The organism is Paenibacillus sp. MMO-177, from assembly GCF_037147795.1.
GTDB lineage: Bacteria > Bacillota > Bacilli > Paenibacillales > Paenibacillaceae > Pristimantibacillus.
In genome coordinates, this window is sequence record NZ_JBBCUR010000005.1 from 117,551 (window position 1) to 139,929 (window position 22,379).

Consider the following 22,379-nt stretch of genomic DNA (forward strand, 5'->3'; position numbering starts at 1 on the left):
TTCATTTTGCTAGCTGACACCTTTTTCCACCTTTGTTCTGCTCTGTTTCTCAAAGTCAAGCGTTTCCAGAAGCCCGTCATGCAGCGTGTATTCAGGACTCCAGCCAAGCTCTTTAACCGCCAGGCGGTTATCTAACACGCTGTCCTTGATATCTCCTGTCCGCGGCGCCATATATACAGGCGCAAACCGCTTGCCTGTGATGTCGCACATCGTTCGCAGCAGCTGATTAATGCTTGTTGCGCTGCCTCCGCTAATGTTCATGATTTTTCCGCTGCCTCTCGTCAGCGCCGATATATTCGCGCTGACGATATCTTTAACGTAAATAAAATCACGCGTCTGTTCGCCGTCTCCGAAGATGGCGCATCTTTCGTTATTAAGCAGCTTAGAAGCGAAGATGGAAACAACGCCGCCCTCGCCCTTGGCATCTTGACGTCCGCCGTACACGTTCGCATACCGCAAAATCGTAAAGTCGAGGCCGATCAGTCTGGCATATGTCTCGATGTAATGCTCGGGCGTATGTTTCGAGATTCCGTAGAACGACAGCGGCTTAATAGCGTGTGTCTCCTTGAGCATATCGCTCTCCGGCAGGCCGTATACCGCGGCGGATGAAGCGTAGATCAGCTTGCGTACACCCGATTTGTGGCAAGCCTCCAGTACGTTTAATGTGCCCATAATGTTTACGCGGGCATCGTACAGCGGATGACGGATCGAGTGTGTCACCGCGACTTGGGCCGCATGATGGATAACGACCTCGGGTCCGAAACGGTTGAACGTATCGGCCAGCGCATCGTCTTGAATATCTAGCTTCACGAATTCCGCCGACGGGTTCAGATTGATGCGGTGTCCCGTGCTCAGATTATCGACGACGAGCACCTGATGACCCTCTTTAACAAGTCTGTCCACAATATGGGATCCGATAAATCCAGCCCCTCCAGTAACCAATACTTTGATCATGAACATTCAACTCCTCGATAATGTTTCTGTATAAACAAAGCAGGTACTGCATGACTTCCCGTGCTCGTGGCAATTATTCCCCTGCACGTCCCAACAATTCACATCTTCTCGATTATACGCCGGGCAGACGCGACACACGTTTGACGGGCTGCAGGACATATCCCAACAGGCGCCAAGAGCACGGCCGCCAAGCTGCGGTCCGCGCCGCTTCTCCTCGAACCACCGGATAAACACCCGTACAACTTCACTGTCTAGCTGCGAGCCGGCCAATGATTCGACCAGCTTCATAGCTTTATCGAACGGCAGAGGATCCCGGTATTTACGTCCGTTAATCTTCGCCAAAAACGTCTGTACGACCGAAATGATTCTAGCGCCAATCGGAATTTCTTCTCCCTTGAGACCAGACGGGTAGCCATTCCCATCCATCCGTTCATGATGATAACGAATGCTTTCGGCGATTTCCTTATTGCCAATCGTCATCTCAACGATAGAGGCCCCAACCTCGGTGTGAAGCTTCATCTTCTCAAACTCCACTTCGGTGAATTTACCTTCTTTCAAGTACAATGATTCCGGCAAACCAAGGACGCCAATGTTGCTTAAATAAGCGGCAGTACCGATAGCGCGAATTTGCTGGGCGGGAAGCCCCATCTCCTTGGCAATGGCTACCGAATAACGGCTCATCATTTCTGAATACCCGACCGTATACGGATTCAATTCGTCAATCGTACGGGCAAGCAGCTTAAGAAATTCGGAATACGTATGGCTGAACGTCTTCATTTGTTCTTGAATTCCCATCAGTTGCGACAGATGCTGGGTCATCATGGATACGGTTCTCTTCATCTGCTCAGCCGTCAGCTCCGAGATGCGCGGGAAGCCGCATATGAACCAGGCTCGCTTGCCTGGCATCGGCAGCTGGCCTGCGACGTACAGACTGTCTGCAGACGTTCCGAGAATATCCCGCATTCGTTCGAACAGCTCATTGTTCTGATCCCACATCACCAGCTCATGCGGGCTGATCAGCTGAATAAGCAGCGACAGATTCTGCGTATCAGCAAGCCGATGCGCGGTCTGCCTGGACCATCCGAAAAAGACCGGCATCGTCACCGTACCGTGGTCCGAGACGAGTACGCACCCTCCGGACATCCCCAGCGCGATGGCGGACATGCTAAACGCCTTCTGTACGACTGCCTCAGGGTCCTTGGCCATGGAGCTGACCGCCTGAAGTGCGGCGCTTGACGACTCGACGACATCAGCTTTCATATTTAGCCTGTCCGATTCAGCCAATATATCGAGCAGACTTGGCAGCAGTTCACCGATCTGGCGCAGCAGCGCCGTCTGGCTGCTGCTTGTCCGCTCGATTGGACCGATTCGCACAAGTCCACGGTCGCCGACCGGCAGATTGAACAGAGGTACTTCCCCTTCGTGGACAATTCCAACCTCGGCGACAGCCTGGATACTCATTGGCAGCAAGTATACTTCCTTCTTGTATGGCGCAAGCCCGCTATAGGAAGGAGCGACCTGCCCTAGCTCAGCTACGCGATGACGCACCGCCTTCAGCACAAAAGTGCTGCTTCTCGGATCGCGGATATAAAAGGCATATCCATCTGCGTCCACTATCTGCCCAATCGTCTCAAGGAACAAATTCAAATTGTTCTCTAGGCCGGCTTCAGGTTGAACAAGCTTAACGATTCGCTCGGCAAAAACAGCCCGGGCCAGCTTGACACGATAATGTCTATATGTAATGAAAAGTGCGGTCAACGCTGTTAATAAAAGTGCTAGCAAAACGATATACGCGTATGGCGGCAGCTGCCTAATCAAGCTGTAAGCATCCTCCAGCATCACATGACCTCCTTCGCGCTTTCCTATTAAGCCTCATGCTGCGCGGCATGATTGCTTTCTGTCCGTGTTTCAGCGCTGCGTTCCTGATCGGTAAGAGCGACGTGCTGGGCGAGCTGACGCATTTTTTCGTTCAGGATCGATATTTGAATGGATTGATATAATACGACAACGAGCAGGACCAAGGTAGAGAGTAAAAACAGCAGAGTCGGCGGATATGCGATACCGAGCAAGTCGGCCAACCTATCAATCCAATCCGGGTTGGCGGATATGATCAGAATCGCCGTTGTGCCAAGCAGCCAAGAGACCGAATTTCTTGTGTTGATCCGTTGTCTGAGCAGCAAACGGATGACAACCGCCGCGAACGCAATACCGCACAACAGGATGAACCATCGCAGGATGTCATGATTATGCATAGAATCAGGCCACCTTTTTCGTCATTTTATGACGGAGCATCACGATAAGAATACTCAGCAGGATTTGCATCATATAGAAGACGGGTCTTAGACCGGCGTGCATAGACATGCCCGCTTCACGCTGCTTCATGCGGGCCGGCACTTCCTTGATTTCGAATTTCATCAGAATTTGCTGGATGAGAATGTCCGCATCCGGGAAGTCGGCGGGGAACCGATCGCGAATCGAATAGTATTGAAACACGCTGCTGGATACTCCGCGAAGTCCCGAAGTCGGATCGGAAATACGTTTACCTGTCAGCCTGTGGATCAAGAGACGAAAGAAACGGATGCCGGCACCTTTGACAATTCCTGTTGCAAAGCTGCTGCTTTCATCCAAAAAACGCGAGCCCATTACGATATCCGCTTTGCCCTCCTGCAGTTCGCGCATAATTGCCGGCAGATCAGCCGGATCGTGCTGACCATCGGAATCGAATTGAATAATATACGGATATCCATTCTTGGTCGCGTATTTGTATCCCGTCTGCAGAGCAGCTCCATAACCAAGATTACATGGATGCGACATCACTTTAACCGCGTACGCTTTGGCCACTGCCTCGGTCTGATCCTTGGAGCCGTCGTTAATAACCAAAATATCTGCAGGAAGGGCAGCATCCAGCAAATGCTGAAGAACCGTTCCGATATTCTCTTCCTCGTTATAAGCTGGAATGACGATTAAAAACCGATTGTTTGACATATTATCCACTCCGACCTTTTCGTACTTGAACTAAGAGCTTTGCTTCGCGGTAGCGAAAGCTTCGCTGCACCCACACCGACATCAGTATCGCATTCGCCCACCAGCCGATCATCGAACCATAGCCGATCGCAGACGGACCAAGATGAGGCACCGCCAACCAGTCGAATAGCAAGGTAATCAATGAGGTTGCACCGTAGATTATCGCTGGAATAAGCATCCTTCCTTCCGCGATAAAATAACGTAAACTTACGGCTGATATCGCTTGTCCCACAACGCTAAGCGAATAGCCGGCCAGCAATTCCGACGTGATCGATACCGACTGGGCGTCGAAGGCGCCGCGTCCGAATAACAACTCGATGATCATCCCCCGGAACGTATAAAGCAAGACGGCCGCCGGAAGCATGACCGCAATTGTCCCCTTGAGTGCACGAAGCAGCTCCCGCCTTGCTTCATTACCGTCGAAACCCGATTGCGCGTAACTCTTGCGCGAGAGCGATGGCAGGAGCACGGACGTAACCGCAGCGACGAATACCCAGTTTGGGAATTGTGAGACGCGGTATGCATAAGTCAAGCCGGCGAGTATGCCTGGTCCCAGATTGGAGGCCAGCATCCGTTCCACGGCGTAAACGGCCTGCAGGCAGAGCGTGAGAAGCAGAAATGGGAAGAAATCCTTATACATTCGGCCAAGTTCATGGCCAAAGGCTTCATTCCCTTTGGATCCGCGCAGGCTTCCTTGATGAAGCGAAATGCCCATCCTCCTCAGCTTCCGCCACCAAACCGTCCATACCATGACAGTCATCAATGCGGCACCGCCCACGATCGACCAGGCGAACCAGACAGCGCCTGTCTCTTCAATTGCCGACGTCCAGCCGCTCCACGCCGAAGCGACAAGCATGAGTCCGTTCAGCAGCAGCGGCCCGGCGGCAGCTGCGTAAAAGGAGCCGGACGCCTGTAGAGCCGCACCGCCGATTGCGAACAGCGGGAATAACGGGAGGGATGCCAGCAGCAATGTGTACAGCTTCTTCAGCTCCGGCAGCACTTCATGACTGTCATGATAGCCGCTAAGCGCCAGAACTGGTTCCCGCAGCATCAACAGCATAAAGGCCAGCAGCAGCATAAACACGGAAGCATGCAGTGCCATCCTGAGCGTCGTCCTTACATAAGCATCGGTCTGTTTACCGGACCAAAGCCGCGAGAGCGTTGGCACAGCGGCTACCGATATGACAGCGGCTACGAGATTGTAGCCGATCGATTCAGGCAGCAGGAACGCTGTGTTTACCAGATCGGCCGAGCGCGAAGTGCCGAAATAGGCTGCGAAAGATAAATCCTTCAGGAATGAAACCGCCGCGAGCAGCAAATTGACGGCGGTGACGCTGCCGACGAGATAAAGTCCCGCTGAAGGGCGTTTCAACTGCTGGACCAGCTTCACCCGGTTCATCTTGCGGCCTGCTTATATCCGGGCGTATAAAGCCGATGCTTCGGATAATTTGTATGGCTGCGGATAACCTCGCCGAGCGGCTGGAAGGAGAAGTCGTTCAGCAATTGCTCAAGCTTGCTCACGGTTCCGTTTAAGCCGTAATACTGGATAAGCTTGATAAACGCCGAAGTCTGTACGCGAGGCTGGCCGGGATCGATTTCCCAGGGATGAATATAGATCATACCCGGTCTTGTTTTGTTCACGCGGCTGAGCGCCCACTTGACAAAGGCATACGGAATTGCCCGCAAATAAAACCCGCCCGAGAACGGCACCGTCATGCCGGCTACCTCCGTCACGGAAGGCGGAAATTCGATGACCCCTGTCTCCATGTCGTTCAGGAGCGGCGTAAACGGTTGATGCGGCGCGCCAGCTATGCCGGAGAGCGGCGTGCGGAACGGCTGCATGCTCGAATCGCAGACGAAGCCTTGCTCGGCCAAAATGTTCAGTGCCTCGTAACGCTCCGGTTCCATGGACCATGACGGCGCCCGGTACAAGGTAACCGTTCTGCCCGTAATCCTCTCCAGTATTTCTTTAGAGTCTCGCACATCCTCGCGGAACGCTTCCAGCGATTGCGAGGTAACGAGCTGATGCCAATAGCCGTGAGAAGCGATCTCGTGCCCGCGACGCGCAATATCCTCAATCAATCCGGGGTGCCGCTGCGCGACGCTGCCCAGAATAAAGAACGTCCCTTTCACCTTATAACGGTCAAACAGATCGAGAAGCCCGGTCGTGCTGCCAACGACGCGGTCATCGTAACGATGCCATTCGGATGGCGGAATGTTCAATCCGTTGGTCATATACCAATCTTCGACGTCGACCGTTAACGCGTTTCTCATTGCTTATTTCCTCCTAACGGCTAAACAGCGCCTTCCACATTTGTATATCGAATGCATATCTGGCACAGGCGGCTGCGAAGCCGACCGTTGCCATCGGGTCCTGCCAGGATAAAATATCGTCCTCAACCGGCCGGCCGGCTGTGCCAATCAGCGGCGGATTCAGCGAGCGGAGCCGGCGTGTTGACATCGCATGGAGAAGATCGCCCGGCAGCAAATTCCGCGCCATCTGACCGACCGCATATGTACTTACCGGATGAACGCGCTCGCCCAGAATGAGTCGGTAATGCATGGATGGGAAATCAATCCCCGACTGTATAGCCAGGTGCAGAGAATTCCAATATCTCGGATTGATTTCCATTAGCTTTAATCGTCCGTCACGAGGGTCTCTCATCCACTCTACTTCCGCGATGCCGCGCCAGTTCAGCTTGCGCAGCAGCGTCTCTGCCGCCTCCGCGAGTTCAGGCATCCAGACGCTCTCTTGAACCGTGCTAGGACCAATATCCGCCGGATAATGGCGCAGCTCCTTTTGTACGAAGGAAGCCGTCAGCCGGCCTTCCGTATCGAACAACAGCGCGGCATCGAACCGCTCGCCCGGCGGAATATACTGCTGAATCATCGGCAGCTTAGCCCCTTCTGCCGCATGTCCAAAAGCTTGCTGCAGATCGGCGAGATTATGGACAATTCGGATGCCGCGGGAGCCGGAGCTTGATCTTGGCTTCACGACGAGCGGGAAGCCGGCTTCCGCGGCAATTGCCGGAAGCTCCTCTGTGCCCGCAGGCAGCCAGGTTCCCGGGCAATCCATACCGAGAGATTGCGCGAGACGAGTCGTTTCATACTTGTCGGATGCAAGATCAAACGACTCTCTTTCGGCAATCAGGAACCGGCAGTCTCTTTGCTCCAATGCGGCTGCGTGATCAAGCGTTACGCTGACCGAAGCATCATCCATGGGCAGCAGTACTAATCCTTTGAACCGGCCCGCTGTTTCAATCAGCCACTCCGCGAACGCTTCGGGCTCGCTGGCGGGTGCGGGACTGCGCAATGACCCGGTGCAGTAGCGCGAAAAGCCGGCCGGGGTCAATCGGGTCGCTTCCGCCGCATAAACGGGTATCCCCTTCCGGCCAATCGATCTGACTGCCGCGAGGGATTTGCGCAGCAGCGCGTCTGTCACCAGAACAGGCTTCATCATGATCCCCCCCATATTCTGCGGTTCTCTTTATCGCTCGCCTCGGGTCGCTCCAGATACCATATGCGAATATGCTCATCCTCATAGAAGATCTGCGGCTTGCCGTGAACCGCGGTATACTTCGCAAGCCATTCCTTCAGCAGCATCTGGTCCTCCTCATGCTTGACATAGCGTTCCTGCTGCAGCTTATCGTAAATGGAGAGCGACTTGGACACTTTATACACCTGCTTCTCTTCGATAATGTACAAATGGCTTGTTGTATCCGGATCGTATTCATCTTGTCCGTTGCGCGTAATAGGCGTACCGGTCGGATCGTATTCCGTGACGAGCGTGCGGATATATTGGTGCCAGCCTTTGCCGTAAATGAGGGAATAGCCTTCTTCCTGCGAGAAAATCGTCCAGGTGCCCGGTGCATACATACCGGCAATCCTCAAATATTGTCTGAATACGCTGTCCCACTCCATCTTGTAGGTGACAATCGGGGAAAGATGGACATAGACGGCGAAGGCCACAGCCACTCCGCCGGCAGCGGCCCGTTCAAGCAGCTGTCTGCTACGGAACAAGCGGACATGCCGCCAAAGCGACCACCATGCGAAACCGATAACGAATGATATGCCCAGTCCCCACAAGCTTTGCGTCCTCACCGCAAGCACGGTGCTCTTCGTTACATACGGGACGATATAGTACAACAGGAACGAAGCTGTTCCCATCCCCACCGCGAACCATTCCGCCATCCTTCGACGGTTGTCCCGAAAGCCGATTAGCGCACTTAGCGCGGTAAGTCCGATTGAACCAAGTCCGACCCAATCGAGCATCTTCAGCCCAGGAATGACGACCTCGGTTGTATCCAGCAGGAATTCTTCGGCGCTCGAATTAAGCGATACGCCCGACCAGATCGCAATTTGGATCGGAGCGTAGGAGACAATCACTGTAGCTAGGCCGGCTGCGCTGGCGACGATTATTCTCTTCCAGGATCGTGCCGACGGCGTCATAGCGGATGCGATCAGCAGAACCGCAAGGCCCATCCCCGCATAAGCGTAACCGACCGTATGCGCTAGACCAGCTACGGTAAGCCCGGCTGAACCGGCCCAGAGTGCGGAGCGTTGTCCCTTTTCCAAGTACCTGAGCATAAAATACAGCGACGGAAAGACGAACAGGTAGGCAAACTCCTGTGAGTTCGTCGCCGCCTGGCGTTCCCAGTCTCCGCCGAACAAAAATATGCCGCCCATACCGTAGAAAGCTGCGGAAGCAATACCCGCCACCTTGCTGCCGGTGAGCCTCGATAGGACGAAATAGAAGCCGGCAGCGGTTAACACGCCGATAAGCGGCCCGGAATACTTAAGAATATAAAGCGGATCGATCGCGGCGAATTTGCTGATCAGCGACAATGTAATATGAAATCCTTGCGGATAGATGCCGTCATGGAACAAGATCCGATTATTGATATATTTCATCCAGGCCAGCGTCACTGAACCGTCGGAGAGCGCTGGCGCCGCGTATTTCACCGCATCGTAGAAACGGACATAAGCGCTTGCCATTAATACAACGGCGAGCAGAATGACGGAAAGCCATTCTTCGCCGACGACGGTTTTGAGCTTAATCTGCTTAAAAGGCATCGTCAGCTTGCCTCTCATCTGCTGCCAGCGATTCCGCAGAAGAAACCCGGTCTCCAGCAGCCCGTAGAAGGCGACGGATATCGCGCTCACCTTCTCTGTCCGTGTTTCGGTTGAGCCTTTGCGCCAATATCGCCAGGTAGAAAGAAGCAGCAGAATAAAGGAGACCGACATAACCTCGTATAACTGCAGAACGACCAGCACATAACCCAACAGGATGTAAAGACAGGCAGATTTCAAGGCGGTTGCGATTCTCGCCTCCAGCCGGTCATCCGAATTTGCCGGGAAAAAGAACTTCGGCCACCAAACATACAGCAATACGATTGCGAACGCGTAGTGCAGTATGGCATACAGATGATTCGCCGGAGACCAATAATCCATGACACTCACGCTCCTTTCTTAAGCCAAACTCGGGCGAGCGCACCAGTTGTTTGCTTACGACATCGCGTACAAATAATAATCCAGCTTGCGCAGCACCGTCCGCACCGACCTGAGACTTAACACCAAGAACACAACCGCTCCGGCGAGCAGACCAAAGACGGCATAGGAGTGATCCACCCATCTGCTGAGCAGAAAACCAACGACGAGATTGGTGCCGAATGCCGGAATAATGGCCCGATTGACAAATTTCGGCTGCGATAGCGAGAACAACGTAACTGCGTTCATCAGACCGACGGCAAGCAAGGCGTAGGCGGCCAATGCGATAATGAAGACAAACATGGTAGTGTCCGACGCTATAAGCGGTTTTCCTCTAGCATTCAAATAGAGTTGATTGAAAACGCCTATCATGTAATACATAAGTACAGCGCTGAGTGCAGATACAATCGAGATGATGAAGATAGCCTTGTGATAAATGTTTAGGAAGCGGCGATTCATTTTCTCTGCTTCGAATCCCCAATAGCGCTTGTAGCTCGCCTCCATCTCCATCATCAACTTGTTCACGATGACTTCGCACACGCCAAGCGGAAGCATAAGCGCCAGGAGCGCGAAGTCGAGACCAAGCTCATATTCGCCGCGGAACCAAATAAAATAAGGCATGTAAATATCATTGGCCGACCAGGCCATGACGCGGTCGATGAACAGAAAGGCAAAATACAACATTCCGTACGTGAAATAAGGCATGATCGAGTAAACCGAAATAGACAGGCGCGTCATTCTTGGTGCGATCCCCTTCTCTTCCCGCCTCTCAGCTTGCTTGAAATAATAGAGCACAAGCACCATGCCGACGATTGATACGATGCAGATCGAGACAAGCTGGGAAAAAATAATATCCCACTTCAACACCCGGAACATGACATAGACGATCGCGATACCGGAAATAATCAGACCGGTGAACGTCAGCTCCCGCCTTAAGATATACATGACCGTAACGGACAGCCAGATGGAATTTAGAAAAAAGAAGTAAAGCGCGATAATCAAAAACATACCTGTTGGGAAAATATTGAATAATAAATTAAATACGTAAATAAGTGCCGAGACCGCCAAGCAGGTCAGATAGCCGTACCGGATAAACTGGAACGTTACCTTTCGCGCCATGTTGAAATAACCTTGCAAAATATAGAAGAATCCACGCCTAGCAATCGCCTGCGTGTAGCCGCCGACAACGACGAAGCTGAGAATCGTTCCGATTGCGATACAAGTTGCCAACTCCACCGATAAATTCTCGTAAGACCAAAACGAGAACTTCAGCGTCAACATCGATATAACCGAGATCGCCATAGGCAAAGCAAAGATCAGACCGCGCAAAAAGCTTTTAAACAGCTCGTAGAATGTTTTGACTGCCCCGGTCTCTTCATTGATTACGAATGCCGTCGTGATGACCTTCTGACGGATTGTCTCCCAAACTTCCGAAGCAAGCTCGAAAACATCTGCCACACCGAACACTTCCGAAGCACGATCGTCATTCCAGCCCATCGACTCCAGCATGGCGGCGATTTCATAGCGATCTTCAGGCATCATGTTCTTGCTGGTAATGCTTTCGACCAGTTGCTCCAACCTTTCGGTTCTATCAGTAGGATCGATTCCGCCGATACCGGTTTTGCGTCTTGATGCGATTGTTATAACATTCATTGGACATCCGCTCCGAAACCGGGAATAATCATATGAACGATTAAATCCGGCATTTTGCCGGCTTTCTCGGCTCTTTGCACGATATCAAACGTGATCGTCTCGCCTTTTGCTACGACCAGTTTGCCAGCCTCGTCATACAAGCTTTCTCCCGCGATTTTGCCGACGATATACCGCTGCTGGACGAATCGTATATCCTGCGCAAGCGCCGGGCTTTCAAGCTCGTTCTCTTGAACGCGAAGCGATTCTTCCGCTGTCGGAGTCTTAACGGGGACGTCACCGGCCTCTAGCTGCCCCCTTGCTGAAGCAGCAGCGACATGTGAACTGACGTTTAATGCTTCTTCAGGATCGGCCGGCTGCATCGCAGGTGTGTATATTTGTGGCTGTACATGCTCGAAAATATTTTCCGGTTCCAGGTAAGGGTCCAGATCGCCCCAGAATGCCGAAGATTCGCTTGGGGTTGGCGGGTTGACTTTACGCGTCACAATACGAGGCATTTGCGGCGGCGAAGACGTCGGCTGATCCTGATTAACTGCCGTCATTTGCGGAGCTTGCGCCTCGTTCAAAGAAGCGGCAGCTTCCACCGTCGCCAAGATCGAATGGAGACGGAACTGGATGACTTTCGCGCTGCGGATAGACTCATAAACAGCCTCACTGAATTTCTGTTCCGCCTCATGCTTGACGGATATGTAAGATCGAGCCATGGAGGGAGAGCCGCTGATTTCTTCCCCTTCCTCCGCCTCAACCGGCTTCTGCAGCTCGGAGCGAAGCTTCTCGACTAGGTTGTCCGCCTCTTCGCCGGGGATTTTTGCCTTTAGCCTCTTCATCCAGTCCGCTGCCTCTTGAAGCAGACGTTCGAGCGTCTCCTCATATTCGGCAAACTGCTCATCCATCTCCACCAGCCTCCGGACATGTTCCTCCTCCTTTTCTTTAATCATCAGCTCGATGCTTGCAAGCTCTTTATCGCCTTGCAACCGCACCGCAGCAACCGAACGGTCGAGGCGCTCGATAAACATGGCGGTATAATGATCGTCATCGGAAGGTACCGGGACGGGATTATGCCCGCCCAGCAGCTCAAGCTCAAGGCGAAGCTCTTGATTCAGCCTTCTATCTTGTCTAATCGCCGCTTCCAGCTCATCCGCCTCTCGATTCTGAAGGGCAACGAGCCTCCTCAGGTAGTCTTCGGTATCTCCCATGTTCCAACCGAACCATGCCTTCGGCAGCTCTTTCCTCCATTTGCTCATTTCGATTCCTCCCCTCCCCGGAACTCATCAAATGCCGCCTTAATTCTCTGTTCGATTTGCGAAAGCAGTGCGGTTCGTTTTCCGTTCTTTTCGGCAATTTCCCGTTCCTGCTGCTCCTGCAGCGCTTGCAGCCGATACATCGCATCAACAATTGCCTTGGTACGGTCCTTATGCGTAAGGACCAACTCTTCCGAGGCTGCCTCCTCATGCGGTGGCATGGCCGTTTTAGATTTAGTATTGTCCTGCAAGACAGCCTGCTCGATTTCCGCGCGAAGACGCTTATTATCCAGCTTCAGCAAAGCCAGCTCTTCCTCGAGCCCGATCAAACGCTCGGCATGCTGCTGGTTCAAACGATCTACGGTGAGCTGAACATCAGCAATTGCATAACCGCGAAGCGATCTCCGTCTGATCTTCATGGGCAGTACCTCCTTTTCGTGCGATTATCCGGTCAACTGAGTGCTGATATAAGCCTCGCAGCGGGCCAACTCCAGCATCGCTTTGTCATATTCCCCGATCTTGTTATAAAGATTAGCGACTTCTGTCAGTATATAAGGAACCCGTACCGAGTTCGGCAGCGCTTTAAGCGCCTCACGGTACTGAGTGATCGCTTCTCTCGATTGTCCAGCCTTGGCAAGCGCACTTGCCTTCTCGATAGCAAGCAGCTGCTGCTTCTCGGGCCAAATCGGCTGCGCCTCGCCCGACGCGGCGGCAGGCGTACGCTCAATAGCGCGTGACGCAAGCTTGATATAGCTCTTCAGATGAAGCTCCAGCACACGGTCCAGCGTAAAATAATTAAGGGCCCGCTCGCGTGCTTCTTTGCCGATCTCAATGCGGAGCTCGGGATTTCTCAGGTAAGTCATAATGCCTTCTGCGAGCGCCTCGGGATTACGGGGCTCAACGATTTGTCCGGTCTCCCCAAGCGCCTCCTTGATACCTCCGACATCGGTAGCGACAACCGGCTTTCCCGTCATCATCGCCTCTATGATTGAATACGGGAACGCCTCGGAGACGCTCGATACTACGATTATATCTCCGCTGTGATAGGCAGCCGTCATTTGCGTCGCATGGCCTGCGAAGATAAACGAATCTCCCATCTCGAGCTGTTCCTTCAGCTCGAGACATTCCTCATAATAGGACTGTACGCTTACGGAGCCGTATACGACAAATTTCGCATCAGGCTGCTTATTCAGCACAATTCTCGCAGCCCGAATGAAGGTCATAATATCCTTGATTGGATCGATTCTAGCTACCATTACCATTGTAGGCGGCCCTGGCTGACGCGGCGGCGCTTCGGTAAACACATTCTTGTCGATCCCGTTATATATAACGTCGATACGCCGGTTGGAGACGCCAAATTGATTCTCCCAGCGCATGTTGTACTGGCACACCGGGGATATCTGATCGGCAAACGTGTAGTTCAGGCTCGTGACGGAATGCACCATCCGAATGAGAAACTTGCTAAGAAACGACGAATAGCCTCTTTTCGACAAGGACAAATACTGCTCTCTCAAATAAATGCCGTGCTCGGTTAGCAGAAACGGTGTCTTGTTCAGCTTCTTCGAGATGACGCACGGGATACCGCAGAAGGCAGCAGCCGACGAGTGAGTGACGTGAACCTCAGGCACCGGCGTATTGACAATATTAAAAAAACGGTATAACCATCCCAAGCTCTGGACAAGGCCATAAATATCCGGCTGGCTGAATCCCGTTGTCTGGTCCGCGGCCGCTGCAAGGATGATCCTCTTATATTCTTCCCAGACGATCTCGTGTTTGAAGGTAGACTTATATTCGTAAGTTTGGAAATAGAGATATAAGTTTAGCAGCGTGTCGGCGAATCGATGCGGGTTCTTCACCTCGGTAATAATCTCGTCGACCAGTTCCCGAAACAGCGGCAGGAAATGCTCACGGATTTCCTTCTCTCCCGTCTGCTTCTTCATCATATAAATGTGCGGAAAAGGCGTCGACAGATGCTCGCTGGGCTCTTCCGTCCCCCACAGCGGCACGCTGTACAATGACGCCCCCTCCGGCAGCCTAAACTTCTGTGTGACGAAGGGGTTCATGATGACGCTGTATACAACATATTCGACAGGCTCAAGCTTGTTGATCAGAATGTCGCACCAAGTGCTTACTCCGCCCTGATGAAAAGGGTACGTGCCTTCTGTGGTCAACAGCACTTTCATTTTATCGTTCATGGTTCTCACTAACCTTTTAGGTATAAAGTATCGCTATCACCGTGCAACTAGATCTATAGACCCATTATAGAGGTATTGGAATTTTAAGACAATGAATTATTTAATCGTTGGGCAATTTGCATAATTCTACTATTAAAAAAATATAAGCTGTACAATTTCCGATCTCGTACACTAGCTTTTTAGCTTTATCGGCTTTATTTGCAAGCTTGTAGTCTATGTACCAACAATTGTGGTCTACTATATCAAAAAAAGTAGGGTATTCTCGGGATTGCGAAGTCACCAAGAAAGGACCCTACTCATGACTAGTATATTCGAAAAGTTAAAGGCAACGATGGCGGTTCTTCATCCAAGAAAATTTCATTATAGCTAATCCCTAGTTCGCATAACTTCCTAAGCAATCAAAAAATAGCCGTGCAGGAGTGATATGCTATTTTTTTATATAGAGTTTCCTTCTATTAATTGCTAATAGACCGATTTCCATTCCGCTTTCCCCAAATTTGCCGGCTGCTTATCTCCGACTTTGCCCGTGATCGTGTTTTTGATGAGCGCGTCAGCAACGTAACCCGATGTCGCTGAATACGAACCATTTCAAATTGATTAGTGGTAAATGTGGACGTCATGAGGATGCTGATGCAAGAAAAAACACACAAGTTTTCCGTTACAGGCAATTTTCGGAAGCAAGGCGAACAAGGCAATAACGATCCAAGCAACCAAGCTGTATACAAAGACAGTCAATCCTTTCACCTTCCATCTTTTGTCCTTTTCTCGTTTGTCTGATTCAGTATGAAGCAGATTCAGGAAAAATATGTGTTATCGTCCACGCTTGCCGCCTGCGTGGCGCACCAAAAAAAGCAACCAAATCATATTGGTTGCTTTTTTCTATTCGTATAAGGAAATGACGGCTTTCGCTTGTTTTACGACTTGTTCGATCAAATATTCCGGCTGCACCAACTTAATGGCGCCTCCAAAGCCAAGGACATATTCCATGGCTTCCTGCTCCGTATTAAAGCGTAGCGTTACCGGAACCTTCCCGTCTACGGCAGGTGAAGCCGTGTCGACCTTCTCTACAAACCGGTCCGTGAAGGTAAGACGTCCGATAATCGATGGATGCACAAGAACCTTCACCTCAAACGTAGGAAGCGATCCGGCAAAATCCAGCTTGCTTTGCTTCCAGTATTCGGCGAGGTCAAATTCGGCAGGCCGGGTAAATAACTCCTCCGTAGCTTCCGCCCTCGTAATCCTCGATACCCTGAAGCTCCGTAAATCTCCGTCTTCATTCATGGCAACCAAATACCAGGAGCTGCCCTTGGCCACCAGCCCCAAAGGACTTACCGTTCTTTCCGAGCTGGTTCCATCGGCTTTCCGATAAACCATGTTGAGCCTGGCATCCTCCCATAACGCTTTTTGAATCGTTAACAAAGCATTATTCTTGTCCGCGGCTGGCTTCCACGTTCCCGTATCCATATAGATTTTCTCCATATAATGCAAAGCTTCGCTCTTGGAGGAGTCGGGCAAGGAGGCCAGCAGCTTCTGACGGATATCGAGTCCCTTTAACTCGACGCCTAGATCCTTCAGCATTTGTTCGGCGGGAAGAATAAACAAGGCCTTCGTGTCCTCCAGCTTCAGACCGCTTAAGTAACTCCGGAAATGGTCCATCAGCCTCCATCCGCCCGTTTTCCCACGGTCGGCAACCACCGGTATGCCGGAAAGGCTAAGCGCATCCATGTCGCGAAGGATTGTCCGGTCCGAAACCTCGAGTCTTTTGGCAAGCTCCCTGGTCGTCATTATTTCATGATTCTGGAGCAAAATCATAATACTAAGCAGACGGTCTGCCCTCATTGCTATCCACCTTCGCTCGTTTATTTTATATATGACAAAAGATGTCGTCATTATAGTTTACAATGATCACAGAATCAACCAATAAGTAAATGCTTACGAAGCAAGCATTGCTTTACCATTCTTTTTAGGAGGCAGCCAATATGAAACCTTTACATGGAAAAATCGCTCTGGTAGCAGGAGGAACGCGGGGAGCCGGACGCGGCATTGCGATTGAACTGGGAGCGGCAGGCGCAACGGTGTATGTCACGGGGCGCACGACGCGGGGTCAAGTATCCGAATACAACCGCCCGGAAACGATTGAGGAAACGGCGGAGCTTGTTACGAAAGCAGGCGGGCAAGGAATTGCCGTACAGGTGGATCATCTGGTCCCCGAACAAGTGCAGGCTCTGGCGAATCGCATTGAGCAGGAACAAGGACGGCTTGATATTCTGGTCAACGATATATGGGGCGGCGAAAATCTCGTAGAATGGAATATTCCGGTATGGGAGCATTCGCTGGAGAAGGGGCTGCGTATGCTAAGGCTCGCTATTGACACCCATCTGATTACGAGCCATTTCGTTCTCCCACTCCTCATTAAGAACAAGAACGGGCTGATTGTCGAGATGACGGACGGAACTGCCGAGTACAATCGGGATCATTACAGATTGTCGATGTATTACGATTTGGTTAAAAACTCCATCAATCGCATGGCTTGGGCGCTGGCTCAAGAAGTGAAGCCCCACGAATGCACGGCTGTTTCCTTGACGCCCGGCTGGCTTCGTTCCGAACTCATGCTGGAGATTTTTAAAGTTACGGAAGAGAACTGGCGGGATGCCGCAGCCGAAGAACCCCATTTTATTATTTCCGAATCAACCCGCTATGTTGGACGTGCCGTCGCTGCTCTTGCGGGAGACCCGGAAGTAAGCCGCTGGAATGGACAATCCCTGTCTAGCGGCCAGCTTGCTCAGGTGTATGGTTTCACGGATGTGGACGGCTCACAGCCTAATTGCATGCCTTATTTGGTTGAAGTTATCGAGGCGGGCAAGCCGGCGGATACTACCGGTTACAGATAATAGAAACGAAAAATACGGCTATGACGGGCTTTTTGCAGCCCCTTAAAGTCCCTCAGGGACCTTAAGGGCTTTCTTTTTACCCGGACGAGACGGGTTAAGGTCCCTAAGGGACCTTAAACTAGTGAATTCTGCCCTGTATAAGGCGATGCCGGGCTTTTCGCGGACCCTTAAAGTCCCTCAGGGACCTTAAGGGATTTCTTTTGGCCCGGGCGAGGCGGGTTAAGGTCCCTTAGGGATCTTAACCTCGGACGGTGAGGACTTTCACGCCGCTTAGCGGCTAACTGCCGCTTTATCCTTCTCTGCCCTCGTCCCGGGAAGCGGCAGACCCAGATTCCCGCGCAGCGTGCTGCTCTCGTATTCGGTACGGAAAAGTCCACGCCGCTGCAGCTCGGGAACGACAAGCTCGATAATATCTTCGAATCCGCCAGGGAAATGCGGCGACATAATATTGAAGCCGTCCGCTCCCTCATTCAGGAACCATTCCTCCAGCTGATCGGCAATTTGCACAGGCGTTCCGACGATTTCGCGGTGTCCGCGGGCGCCGGCTATCCGTTCGTACACGGCTCGGATCGAAGCTAAATTTTCGCGCCTTGCAATATCCCGGATAATATTGTACCGGATGCGCGGATTGGTCTTGTCTTCAATCGAGCTGATATCCGGCAGCGGCTCATCCACATCGTAACCGGATAAATCGATATTGGTGAAGCCCGACAGATAAGCCAGACCTACCTCCGGCAGAATATAGCTGTTCAGCTCCTTTTGCTTCGCCAGCGCTTCCTCTTCGGTCTTGGCGACCGTAATGAAGACGCCCGGCATAATTTTCAGCTCATCCCTTTCCCGTCCGTATTTGGCCAGCCGTCCCTTCACGTCCCGATAGAAAGCTTGCGCCTCCTCCAGCGTCTGCCAAGCCGTAAATATAACCTCGGCCGTCTTGGCCGCCAGCTCCTTGCCGGACTCGGATGAGCCGGCTTGCACGATAACCGGGTTGCCATGCGGGCTAGCCGGATTATCGAGCGTACCCGTTACTTTGAACCATTTTCCGTCATGGTCGACAGGATGCACTTTATCAACATCTAAGAAGCGTCCCTCTTCCTTATTGATAATAAGCGCATCCGCCTCAATGGATTGCCACAGCTTTTGGACAAGCTCAACAAATTCCTCGGCCCGCTCGTACCGGCTCGCATGCTCCAGATGCTTATCCTTGCCAAACAGGAACGATTCCTTGTCATTCGCGGAGGTTACGACATTCCAGGCTGCGCGGCCGCCCGACAAGTGGTTGATCGAACCAAACTTGCGCGCGACATGGAAAGGTTCGTTGTAAGTGGTCGTTAAGGTTGCGGCTAATCCGATCTTCTCCGTTACGGCTGCAAGCGCGGAGATCAGAATAACCGGATCCAGCTTAAGCGCGGAGCCGGAATGCTCATTCAGATTGGAGCCAAAGCCGTCCGCGAAAAAGATCATATCAAACTTGGCCCTCTCCGCCGTCTTGGCGATCTCCGTCAAATAGGCCAAATCAAAAGTACGGTCTGCTCCGGAATCCGGATGTCTCCAGCTCGCCACATGATGTCCGGGCAGCATGATAAAAGCACCAAGCTTCATTTGTCTTGCCGTCATCTTCACCACTCCATCTCTTCTTATATAATGAGGTTTCCTTATTTCTTGGCGTAGGGATTAAACTCGTTGGTGTACAAATCTTCCGCCTTAATCTGGCCTTTCTTCAAACCGCCGTTAGCAACCAGCCAGTCTATCCAGACCTGATATTCTCCCGGCGTAATGACGCCTCCGGTCTGCGCGATCCCGGTACTCTTCCAATATTTCAGGTTTTCGGTTGGTTCGTTGGGGTCACGCTTCTTGATAATGGCTTCGAACCGCTGGATGACTTCTTCCCGCGGAGTCGTGCGCGCCCATTCAATCGCCTTGGACACTCCTTCAACAAACTGCCTTACCGTGTCCGGGTTCTTCTTGATATACTCCTCCCGGAAGAAATAATCGCCTGCCGTAAACTCCGTCTTGTAAACGTCCGTATCCTTAAAGAGCTCAACGATGCCCCCTTTGTCCAGGGCCCGGTCTCTTGCGATACCGCTCATGAGCACAACGTCAATCTGCTTGCTGCGGAGAATTTGCTCGGCATTGGCGGAAGGGATCGTCACAAGCGTCACCTGTTCGATCTCCTTCTCGGTCAAGCCGCCTTTCCTTAAATAGTCTTTCGTTACAAATTCCAAATGGGCTCCCAGCGTATTGACGCCAACCTTTTTGCCGATAAAATCTTTCGGCGATTTAATCGGGCTGTCGGCCAGCACATAAGCGCCGATGTAAGTATTCTTATCGCTGCCGTATGAGCCGATAACGGATTTGATCTTTACGTTTTGCGAGATGGATTTGATTATCGCCCCGTTAAAGGCCGAACCAAAATCAATCTGTTTGGTTGCCGTTAATTGAATGCTTTCCGGTCCGCCCGTCGTGCTCCCGATCGATTCCAGCTCCAAATCGCCCAGATACCCCAAATCCTTCGCCAGCTCCGGGAACGATACGCTTCCCGGCGCCGAATTATACTGAAGCACCTTGTCTTCTTCCCCCGACTTTGCCTTGCTCTCCGAGCAGCCTGCAAGCAGCGCGCTAACTAAGCCCATCGTTAACAAAAAGGCATGAACATGAGTAAATCGTTTTTTCATAAGACCCTCTCCCTACCCATTCATATTTATTGATGCGATTGCTGCGGCTGCTTTCTATATGGATTAACTGGAATAGACAAACCCAAATTTCCACGCAACGTATGGCTTTCGTATTCCGTACGGAACAATCCGCGGCGCTGCAGCTCCGGTATAACAAGCTCTACAATGTCGTTAAAACCTTCGGGGAACGTAGGCGGCATAATATTAAAGCCGTCAGCACCTTCATTTAAAAACCATTCTTCTAACTGATCGGCGATTTGTGCCGGCGTGCCTACAATTTCCCGGTGTCCCCGCGCGCCTGCGATAAATTCGTACACCTCCCGCAGCGTGCTTAAGCCTTCCCGCTCCGCAAGAGCGCGTATGATATTCGTGCGGGTCTGCGGATTGGTCTTATCCTCGTTCTCCCCGCTTGCCGGCAGCGGCGCATCCACGTCGTAACCGCTCAAATCGACGCCGATAAAATTCGATAAGTACTCCAGACCAACCTCTGGCGAAATATAGCTGTTTAACTCCTTGCGCTTCGCAATCGCTTCGGCTTCGGTGCGGGCAACCGTGATAAACACGCCCGGCATAATTTTCAGATCATCCGGTCGGCGTCCGTATTTGGCAAGGCGTCCTTTCACGTCCCGGTAGAAAGCCTGCGCCTCCTCCAGCGTCTGCCAGGCGGTAAATATCACCTCGGCCGTCTTCGCGGCCAGCTCTTTCCCGGCTTCCGAAGATCCTGCCTGCACAATGACGGGATAACCTTGAGGCGATGACGGAGCATCCAGCAGACCCTGCACTTTAAACCATTCCCCTTGGTGATCAACGGGGTGAACCTTGTCAACGTCCAAGAACCTGCCATTCTCCTTGTCGATAACAAGCGCTTCCTCTTCGATGGAGAACCACAGCTTCTTCGTCAGCTCGACGAACTCTTCCGCCCTTTCGTAGCGCCGCGCATGCTCGAGATGCTTTTCCTTGCCGAACAGCTGCGCTTCCTTCTCGTTGCCTGAGGTCACTACATTCCAGCCCGCACGCCCTCCGGATAAATGGTCGATAGCCGCGAACTTGCGCGCTACCTGGAACGGCTCGTTATAAGTAGTCGTAAGAGTTGCCGTCAGGCCGATATTCCGGGTAACTGCCGCAAGCGCCGCGATAATAATAAGCGGATCAAGCTTGATAGTTGAAGTGGCGAAATTGCCCAGACGCTTGAGACCAAGGATATCCGCGAAAAAAATCATGTCGAACTTGCCCCGCTCCGCCGTCAGCGCCAGCTCTTTTAAATACTCCAGATCCAAGGTCCGGCGAGGATCCGTGGACGGATAACGCCAGCTGGCCACATGATGGCCCGGCAGGTTGAAGAAGGCTCCCAGCTTCATTTGTTTTTTGGTCATAACCCAAACTCCTAGTATTCCTATATTTTTAATCAACTTTAATGTAAAAAAATATCCGCTTCGTTTATACTTGCTGCTTCCACTTAGACAATTTGCGTTCCAGCACGCTTAGTCCCTGATTAATCAACAAGCCAAGCAAAGCGATCGTGAGGATACCGGCGAACATTTCGGGGATTTGAAAGTTATATTGGGAATACGTGATGAGGTAGCCGAGGCCTTCCTTGGCGCCTACCATCTCGGCGGCGATAAGCACAAGAATCGCTCCGGTTCCCGCCATTCGGATTCCGGTAAAGATCGTAGGCACCGATGCCGGCAGGATAACTTTGAGGAACAGCTTATAAGACGATAGATTCATGGACCGGGCTGATTTGATCAGCAGCGGATCTACGTTGCCGACGGCCGCGATCGTGTTCAGAAGAATCGGCCATGTGCAGGCGAACAATACAATGGCGATTTTGGACGTCTCTCCGATGCCGAGGATAAGCATAAACACGGGAAGCAAAGCGAGCGCCGCCGTGTTGCGGAACAGTTCCATAACCGGATTAAGCAGCTCCCTGGCAAGAGGATACCAGCCTATCGCAAGCCCTAACGGAATGGCGATAACAAGAGCTAAAGCAAATCCGCTTAACGAACGAATCATACTCGCCTCGAAATGATGGAACAGCTCGCCGGACAATATCAAATTCCACAATGCCTGAACGACATCGGAGAACGGGGGCAGGAAAGCCGGATCCGCGAATCCCGCAAGGGGAGCAAACTGCCAGACCAGAGCCAATAAGATCAGGACGATAGACTGCTTGAACAGCTTGCGGATATTAAGCGAAATGCCCAGTTTGATCTTTCTGCCCTGCAAGGGTCTAGGAACCGCTTTTACATTTTCCATCTCGACACG

Annotated in this window: 18 protein-coding genes; 1 reads left to right on the top strand and 17 read right to left on the bottom strand. The window is 52.0% G+C overall.

The features are described from left to right. Window positions 1-9 precede the first annotated feature (9 nt). The 13 genes from WFK81_RS18725 to WFK81_RS18785 form a co-directional block, all read right to left on the bottom strand. Window positions 10-954: an NAD-dependent epimerase/dehydratase family protein gene (locus WFK81_RS18725; protein WP_336787916.1), complete on the bottom strand. Its 945-nt coding sequence runs from the start codon at window positions 952-954 to the stop codon at window positions 10-12. Window positions 955-960: 6 nt separating this feature from the next. Then, window positions 961-2,793 carry an HD-GYP domain-containing protein gene (locus WFK81_RS18730; RefSeq protein WP_336787917.1) on the bottom strand — a complete coding sequence of 611 codons (1,833 nt, stop codon included), beginning with the start codon at window positions 2,791-2,793 and terminating at the stop codon, window positions 961-963. Between the two features lie 26 nt (window positions 2,794-2,819). Continuing rightward, window positions 2,820-3,206 carry a DUF2304 domain-containing protein gene (locus tag WFK81_RS18735; protein WP_336787918.1) on the bottom strand — a complete coding sequence of 129 codons (387 nt, stop codon included), beginning with the start codon at window positions 3,204-3,206 and terminating at the stop codon, window positions 2,820-2,822. Between the two features lie 4 nt (window positions 3,207-3,210). After that, complete coding sequence (locus WFK81_RS18740) at window positions 3,211-3,939, bottom strand: glycosyltransferase family 2 protein (protein WP_336787919.1); 729 nt, start codon at window positions 3,937-3,939, stop codon at window positions 3,211-3,213. Window position 3,940: 1 nt separating this feature from the next. Beyond that, window positions 3,941-5,377 (bottom strand): murein biosynthesis integral membrane protein MurJ, encoded by a 1,437-nt coding sequence (murJ, locus tag WFK81_RS18745; RefSeq protein WP_336787920.1) that lies wholly within the window; start codon window positions 5,375-5,377, stop codon window positions 3,941-3,943. Next, the gene (locus tag WFK81_RS18750) at window positions 5,374-6,252 is read right to left on the bottom strand and encodes a DUF3473 domain-containing protein (RefSeq protein ID WP_336787921.1); all 879 of its coding nucleotides are present in this window, start codon (window positions 6,250-6,252) and stop codon (window positions 5,374-5,376) included. Before WFK81_RS18750 ends, murJ begins: the two co-directional genes overlap by 4 nt. A gap of 13 nt (window positions 6,253-6,265) precedes the next feature. Beyond that, a complete protein-coding gene (locus WFK81_RS18755) occupies window positions 6,266-7,438 on the bottom strand; it encodes a carboxylate--amine ligase (protein ID WP_336787922.1) in 1,173 nt (390 codons plus the stop codon). Beyond that, window positions 7,435-9,429, bottom strand: a complete 1,995-nt coding sequence (locus WFK81_RS18760; protein WP_336787923.1) for a hypothetical protein — start codon at window positions 9,427-9,429, stop codon at window positions 7,435-7,437. Before WFK81_RS18760 ends, WFK81_RS18755 begins: the two co-directional genes overlap by 4 nt. Window positions 9,430-9,483: 54 nt before the next feature. Next, entirely contained in the window at window positions 9,484-11,118 is a 1,635-nt protein-coding gene (locus WFK81_RS18765) for a hypothetical protein (RefSeq protein ID WP_336787924.1), read from the bottom strand. Next, complete coding sequence (locus WFK81_RS18770; protein WP_336787925.1) at window positions 11,115-12,359, bottom strand: hypothetical protein; 1,245 nt, start codon at window positions 12,357-12,359, stop codon at window positions 11,115-11,117. The genes WFK81_RS18765 and WFK81_RS18770 overlap by 4 nt, the downstream gene beginning before the upstream one ends. Continuing rightward, window positions 12,356-12,775: a hypothetical protein gene (locus WFK81_RS18775; RefSeq protein ID WP_336787926.1), complete on the bottom strand. Its 420-nt coding sequence runs from the start codon at window positions 12,773-12,775 to the stop codon at window positions 12,356-12,358. Before WFK81_RS18775 ends, WFK81_RS18770 begins: the two co-directional genes overlap by 4 nt. 24 nt (window positions 12,776-12,799) lie before the next feature. Next, window positions 12,800-14,551, bottom strand: coding sequence for a GT4 family glycosyltransferase PelF (gene pelF / locus WFK81_RS18780; RefSeq protein WP_336787927.1), 1,752 nt, complete (start codon window positions 14,549-14,551; stop codon window positions 12,800-12,802). 879 nt (window positions 14,552-15,430) lie between these two features. Continuing rightward, entirely contained in the window at window positions 15,431-16,390 is a 960-nt protein-coding gene (locus WFK81_RS18785) for a helix-turn-helix transcriptional regulator (RefSeq protein ID WP_336787928.1), read from the bottom strand. A gap of 140 nt (window positions 16,391-16,530) precedes the next feature. Here WFK81_RS18785 and WFK81_RS18790 point away from each other — a divergent pair, with 140 nt between their 5' ends. Continuing rightward, window positions 16,531-17,442, top strand: coding sequence for an SDR family oxidoreductase (locus WFK81_RS18790; RefSeq protein WP_336787929.1), 912 nt, complete (start codon window positions 16,531-16,533; stop codon window positions 17,440-17,442). Window positions 17,443-17,712: 270 nt separating this feature from the next. On the opposite strand, the gene WFK81_RS18795 is transcribed toward WFK81_RS18790, so the two are convergent. The 4 genes from WFK81_RS18795 to WFK81_RS18810 form a co-directional block, all read right to left on the bottom strand. Further along, window positions 17,713-19,056, bottom strand: coding sequence for an LLM class flavin-dependent oxidoreductase (locus WFK81_RS18795; RefSeq protein WP_336787930.1), 1,344 nt, complete (start codon window positions 19,054-19,056; stop codon window positions 17,713-17,715). 38 nt (window positions 19,057-19,094) lie between these two features. Beyond that, window positions 19,095-20,114, bottom strand: coding sequence for an ABC transporter substrate-binding protein (locus tag WFK81_RS18800; RefSeq protein WP_336787931.1), 1,020 nt, complete (start codon window positions 20,112-20,114; stop codon window positions 19,095-19,097). A 26-nt stretch (window positions 20,115-20,140) separates the two neighbouring features. Next, a complete protein-coding gene (locus WFK81_RS18805; protein WP_336787932.1) occupies window positions 20,141-21,487 on the bottom strand; it encodes an LLM class flavin-dependent oxidoreductase in 1,347 nt (448 codons plus the stop codon). Window positions 21,488-21,551: 64 nt separating this feature from the next. Beyond that, window positions 21,552-22,370, bottom strand: a complete 819-nt coding sequence (locus WFK81_RS18810; RefSeq protein WP_336787933.1) for an ABC transporter permease — start codon at window positions 22,368-22,370, stop codon at window positions 21,552-21,554. Window positions 22,371-22,379: the final 9 nt, after the last annotated feature.

What these genes read in the sequence shown, in the direction of transcription:
- WFK81_RS18725 (WP_336787916.1), bottom strand. Translation starts at nt 954, where the DNA reads ATGATCAAAGTATTGGTTACTGGAGGGGCTGGATTTATCGGATCCCAT.
- WFK81_RS18730 (WP_336787917.1), bottom strand. Translation starts at nt 2,793, where the DNA reads ATGCTGGAGGATGCTTACAGCTTGATTAGGCAGCTGCCGCCATACGCG.
- WFK81_RS18735 (WP_336787918.1), bottom strand. Translation starts at nt 3,206, where the DNA reads ATGCATAATCATGACATCCTGCGATGGTTCATCCTGTTGTGCGGTATT.
- WFK81_RS18740 (WP_336787919.1), bottom strand. Translation starts at nt 3,939, where the DNA reads ATGTCAAACAATCGGTTTTTAATCGTCATTCCAGCTTATAACGAGGAA.
- murJ (WP_336787920.1), bottom strand. Translation starts at nt 5,377, where the DNA reads ATGAACCGGGTGAAGCTGGTCCAGCAGTTGAAACGCCCTTCAGCGGGA.
- WFK81_RS18750 (WP_336787921.1), bottom strand. Translation starts at nt 6,252, where the DNA reads ATGAGAAACGCGTTAACGGTCGACGTCGAAGATTGGTATATGACCAAC.
- WFK81_RS18755 (WP_336787922.1), bottom strand. Translation starts at nt 7,438, where the DNA reads ATGATGAAGCCTGTTCTGGTGACAGACGCGCTGCTGCGCAAATCCCTC.
- WFK81_RS18760 (WP_336787923.1), bottom strand. Translation starts at nt 9,429, where the DNA reads ATGGATTATTGGTCTCCGGCGAATCATCTGTATGCCATACTGCACTAC.
- WFK81_RS18765 (WP_336787924.1), bottom strand. Translation starts at nt 11,118, where the DNA reads ATGAATGTTATAACAATCGCATCAAGACGCAAAACCGGTATCGGCGGA.
- WFK81_RS18770 (WP_336787925.1), bottom strand. Translation starts at nt 12,359, where the DNA reads ATGAGCAAATGGAGGAAAGAGCTGCCGAAGGCATGGTTCGGTTGGAAC.
- WFK81_RS18775 (WP_336787926.1), bottom strand. Translation starts at nt 12,775, where the DNA reads ATGAAGATCAGACGGAGATCGCTTCGCGGTTATGCAATTGCTGATGTT.
- pelF (WP_336787927.1), bottom strand. Translation starts at nt 14,551, where the DNA reads ATGAACGATAAAATGAAAGTGCTGTTGACCACAGAAGGCACGTACCCT.
- WFK81_RS18785 (WP_336787928.1), bottom strand. Translation starts at nt 16,390, where the DNA reads ATGAGGGCAGACCGTCTGCTTAGTATTATGATTTTGCTCCAGAATCAT.
- WFK81_RS18790 (WP_336787929.1), top strand. Translation starts at nt 16,531, where the DNA reads ATGAAACCTTTACATGGAAAAATCGCTCTGGTAGCAGGAGGAACGCGG.
- WFK81_RS18795 (WP_336787930.1), bottom strand. Translation starts at nt 19,056, where the DNA reads ATGACGGCAAGACAAATGAAGCTTGGTGCTTTTATCATGCTGCCCGGA.
- WFK81_RS18800 (WP_336787931.1), bottom strand. Translation starts at nt 20,114, where the DNA reads ATGAAAAAACGATTTACTCATGTTCATGCCTTTTTGTTAACGATGGGC.
- WFK81_RS18805 (WP_336787932.1), bottom strand. Translation starts at nt 21,487, where the DNA reads ATGACCAAAAAACAAATGAAGCTGGGAGCCTTCTTCAACCTGCCGGGC.
- WFK81_RS18810 (WP_336787933.1), bottom strand. Translation starts at nt 22,370, where the DNA reads ATGGAAAATGTAAAAGCGGTTCCTAGACCCTTGCAGGGCAGAAAGATC.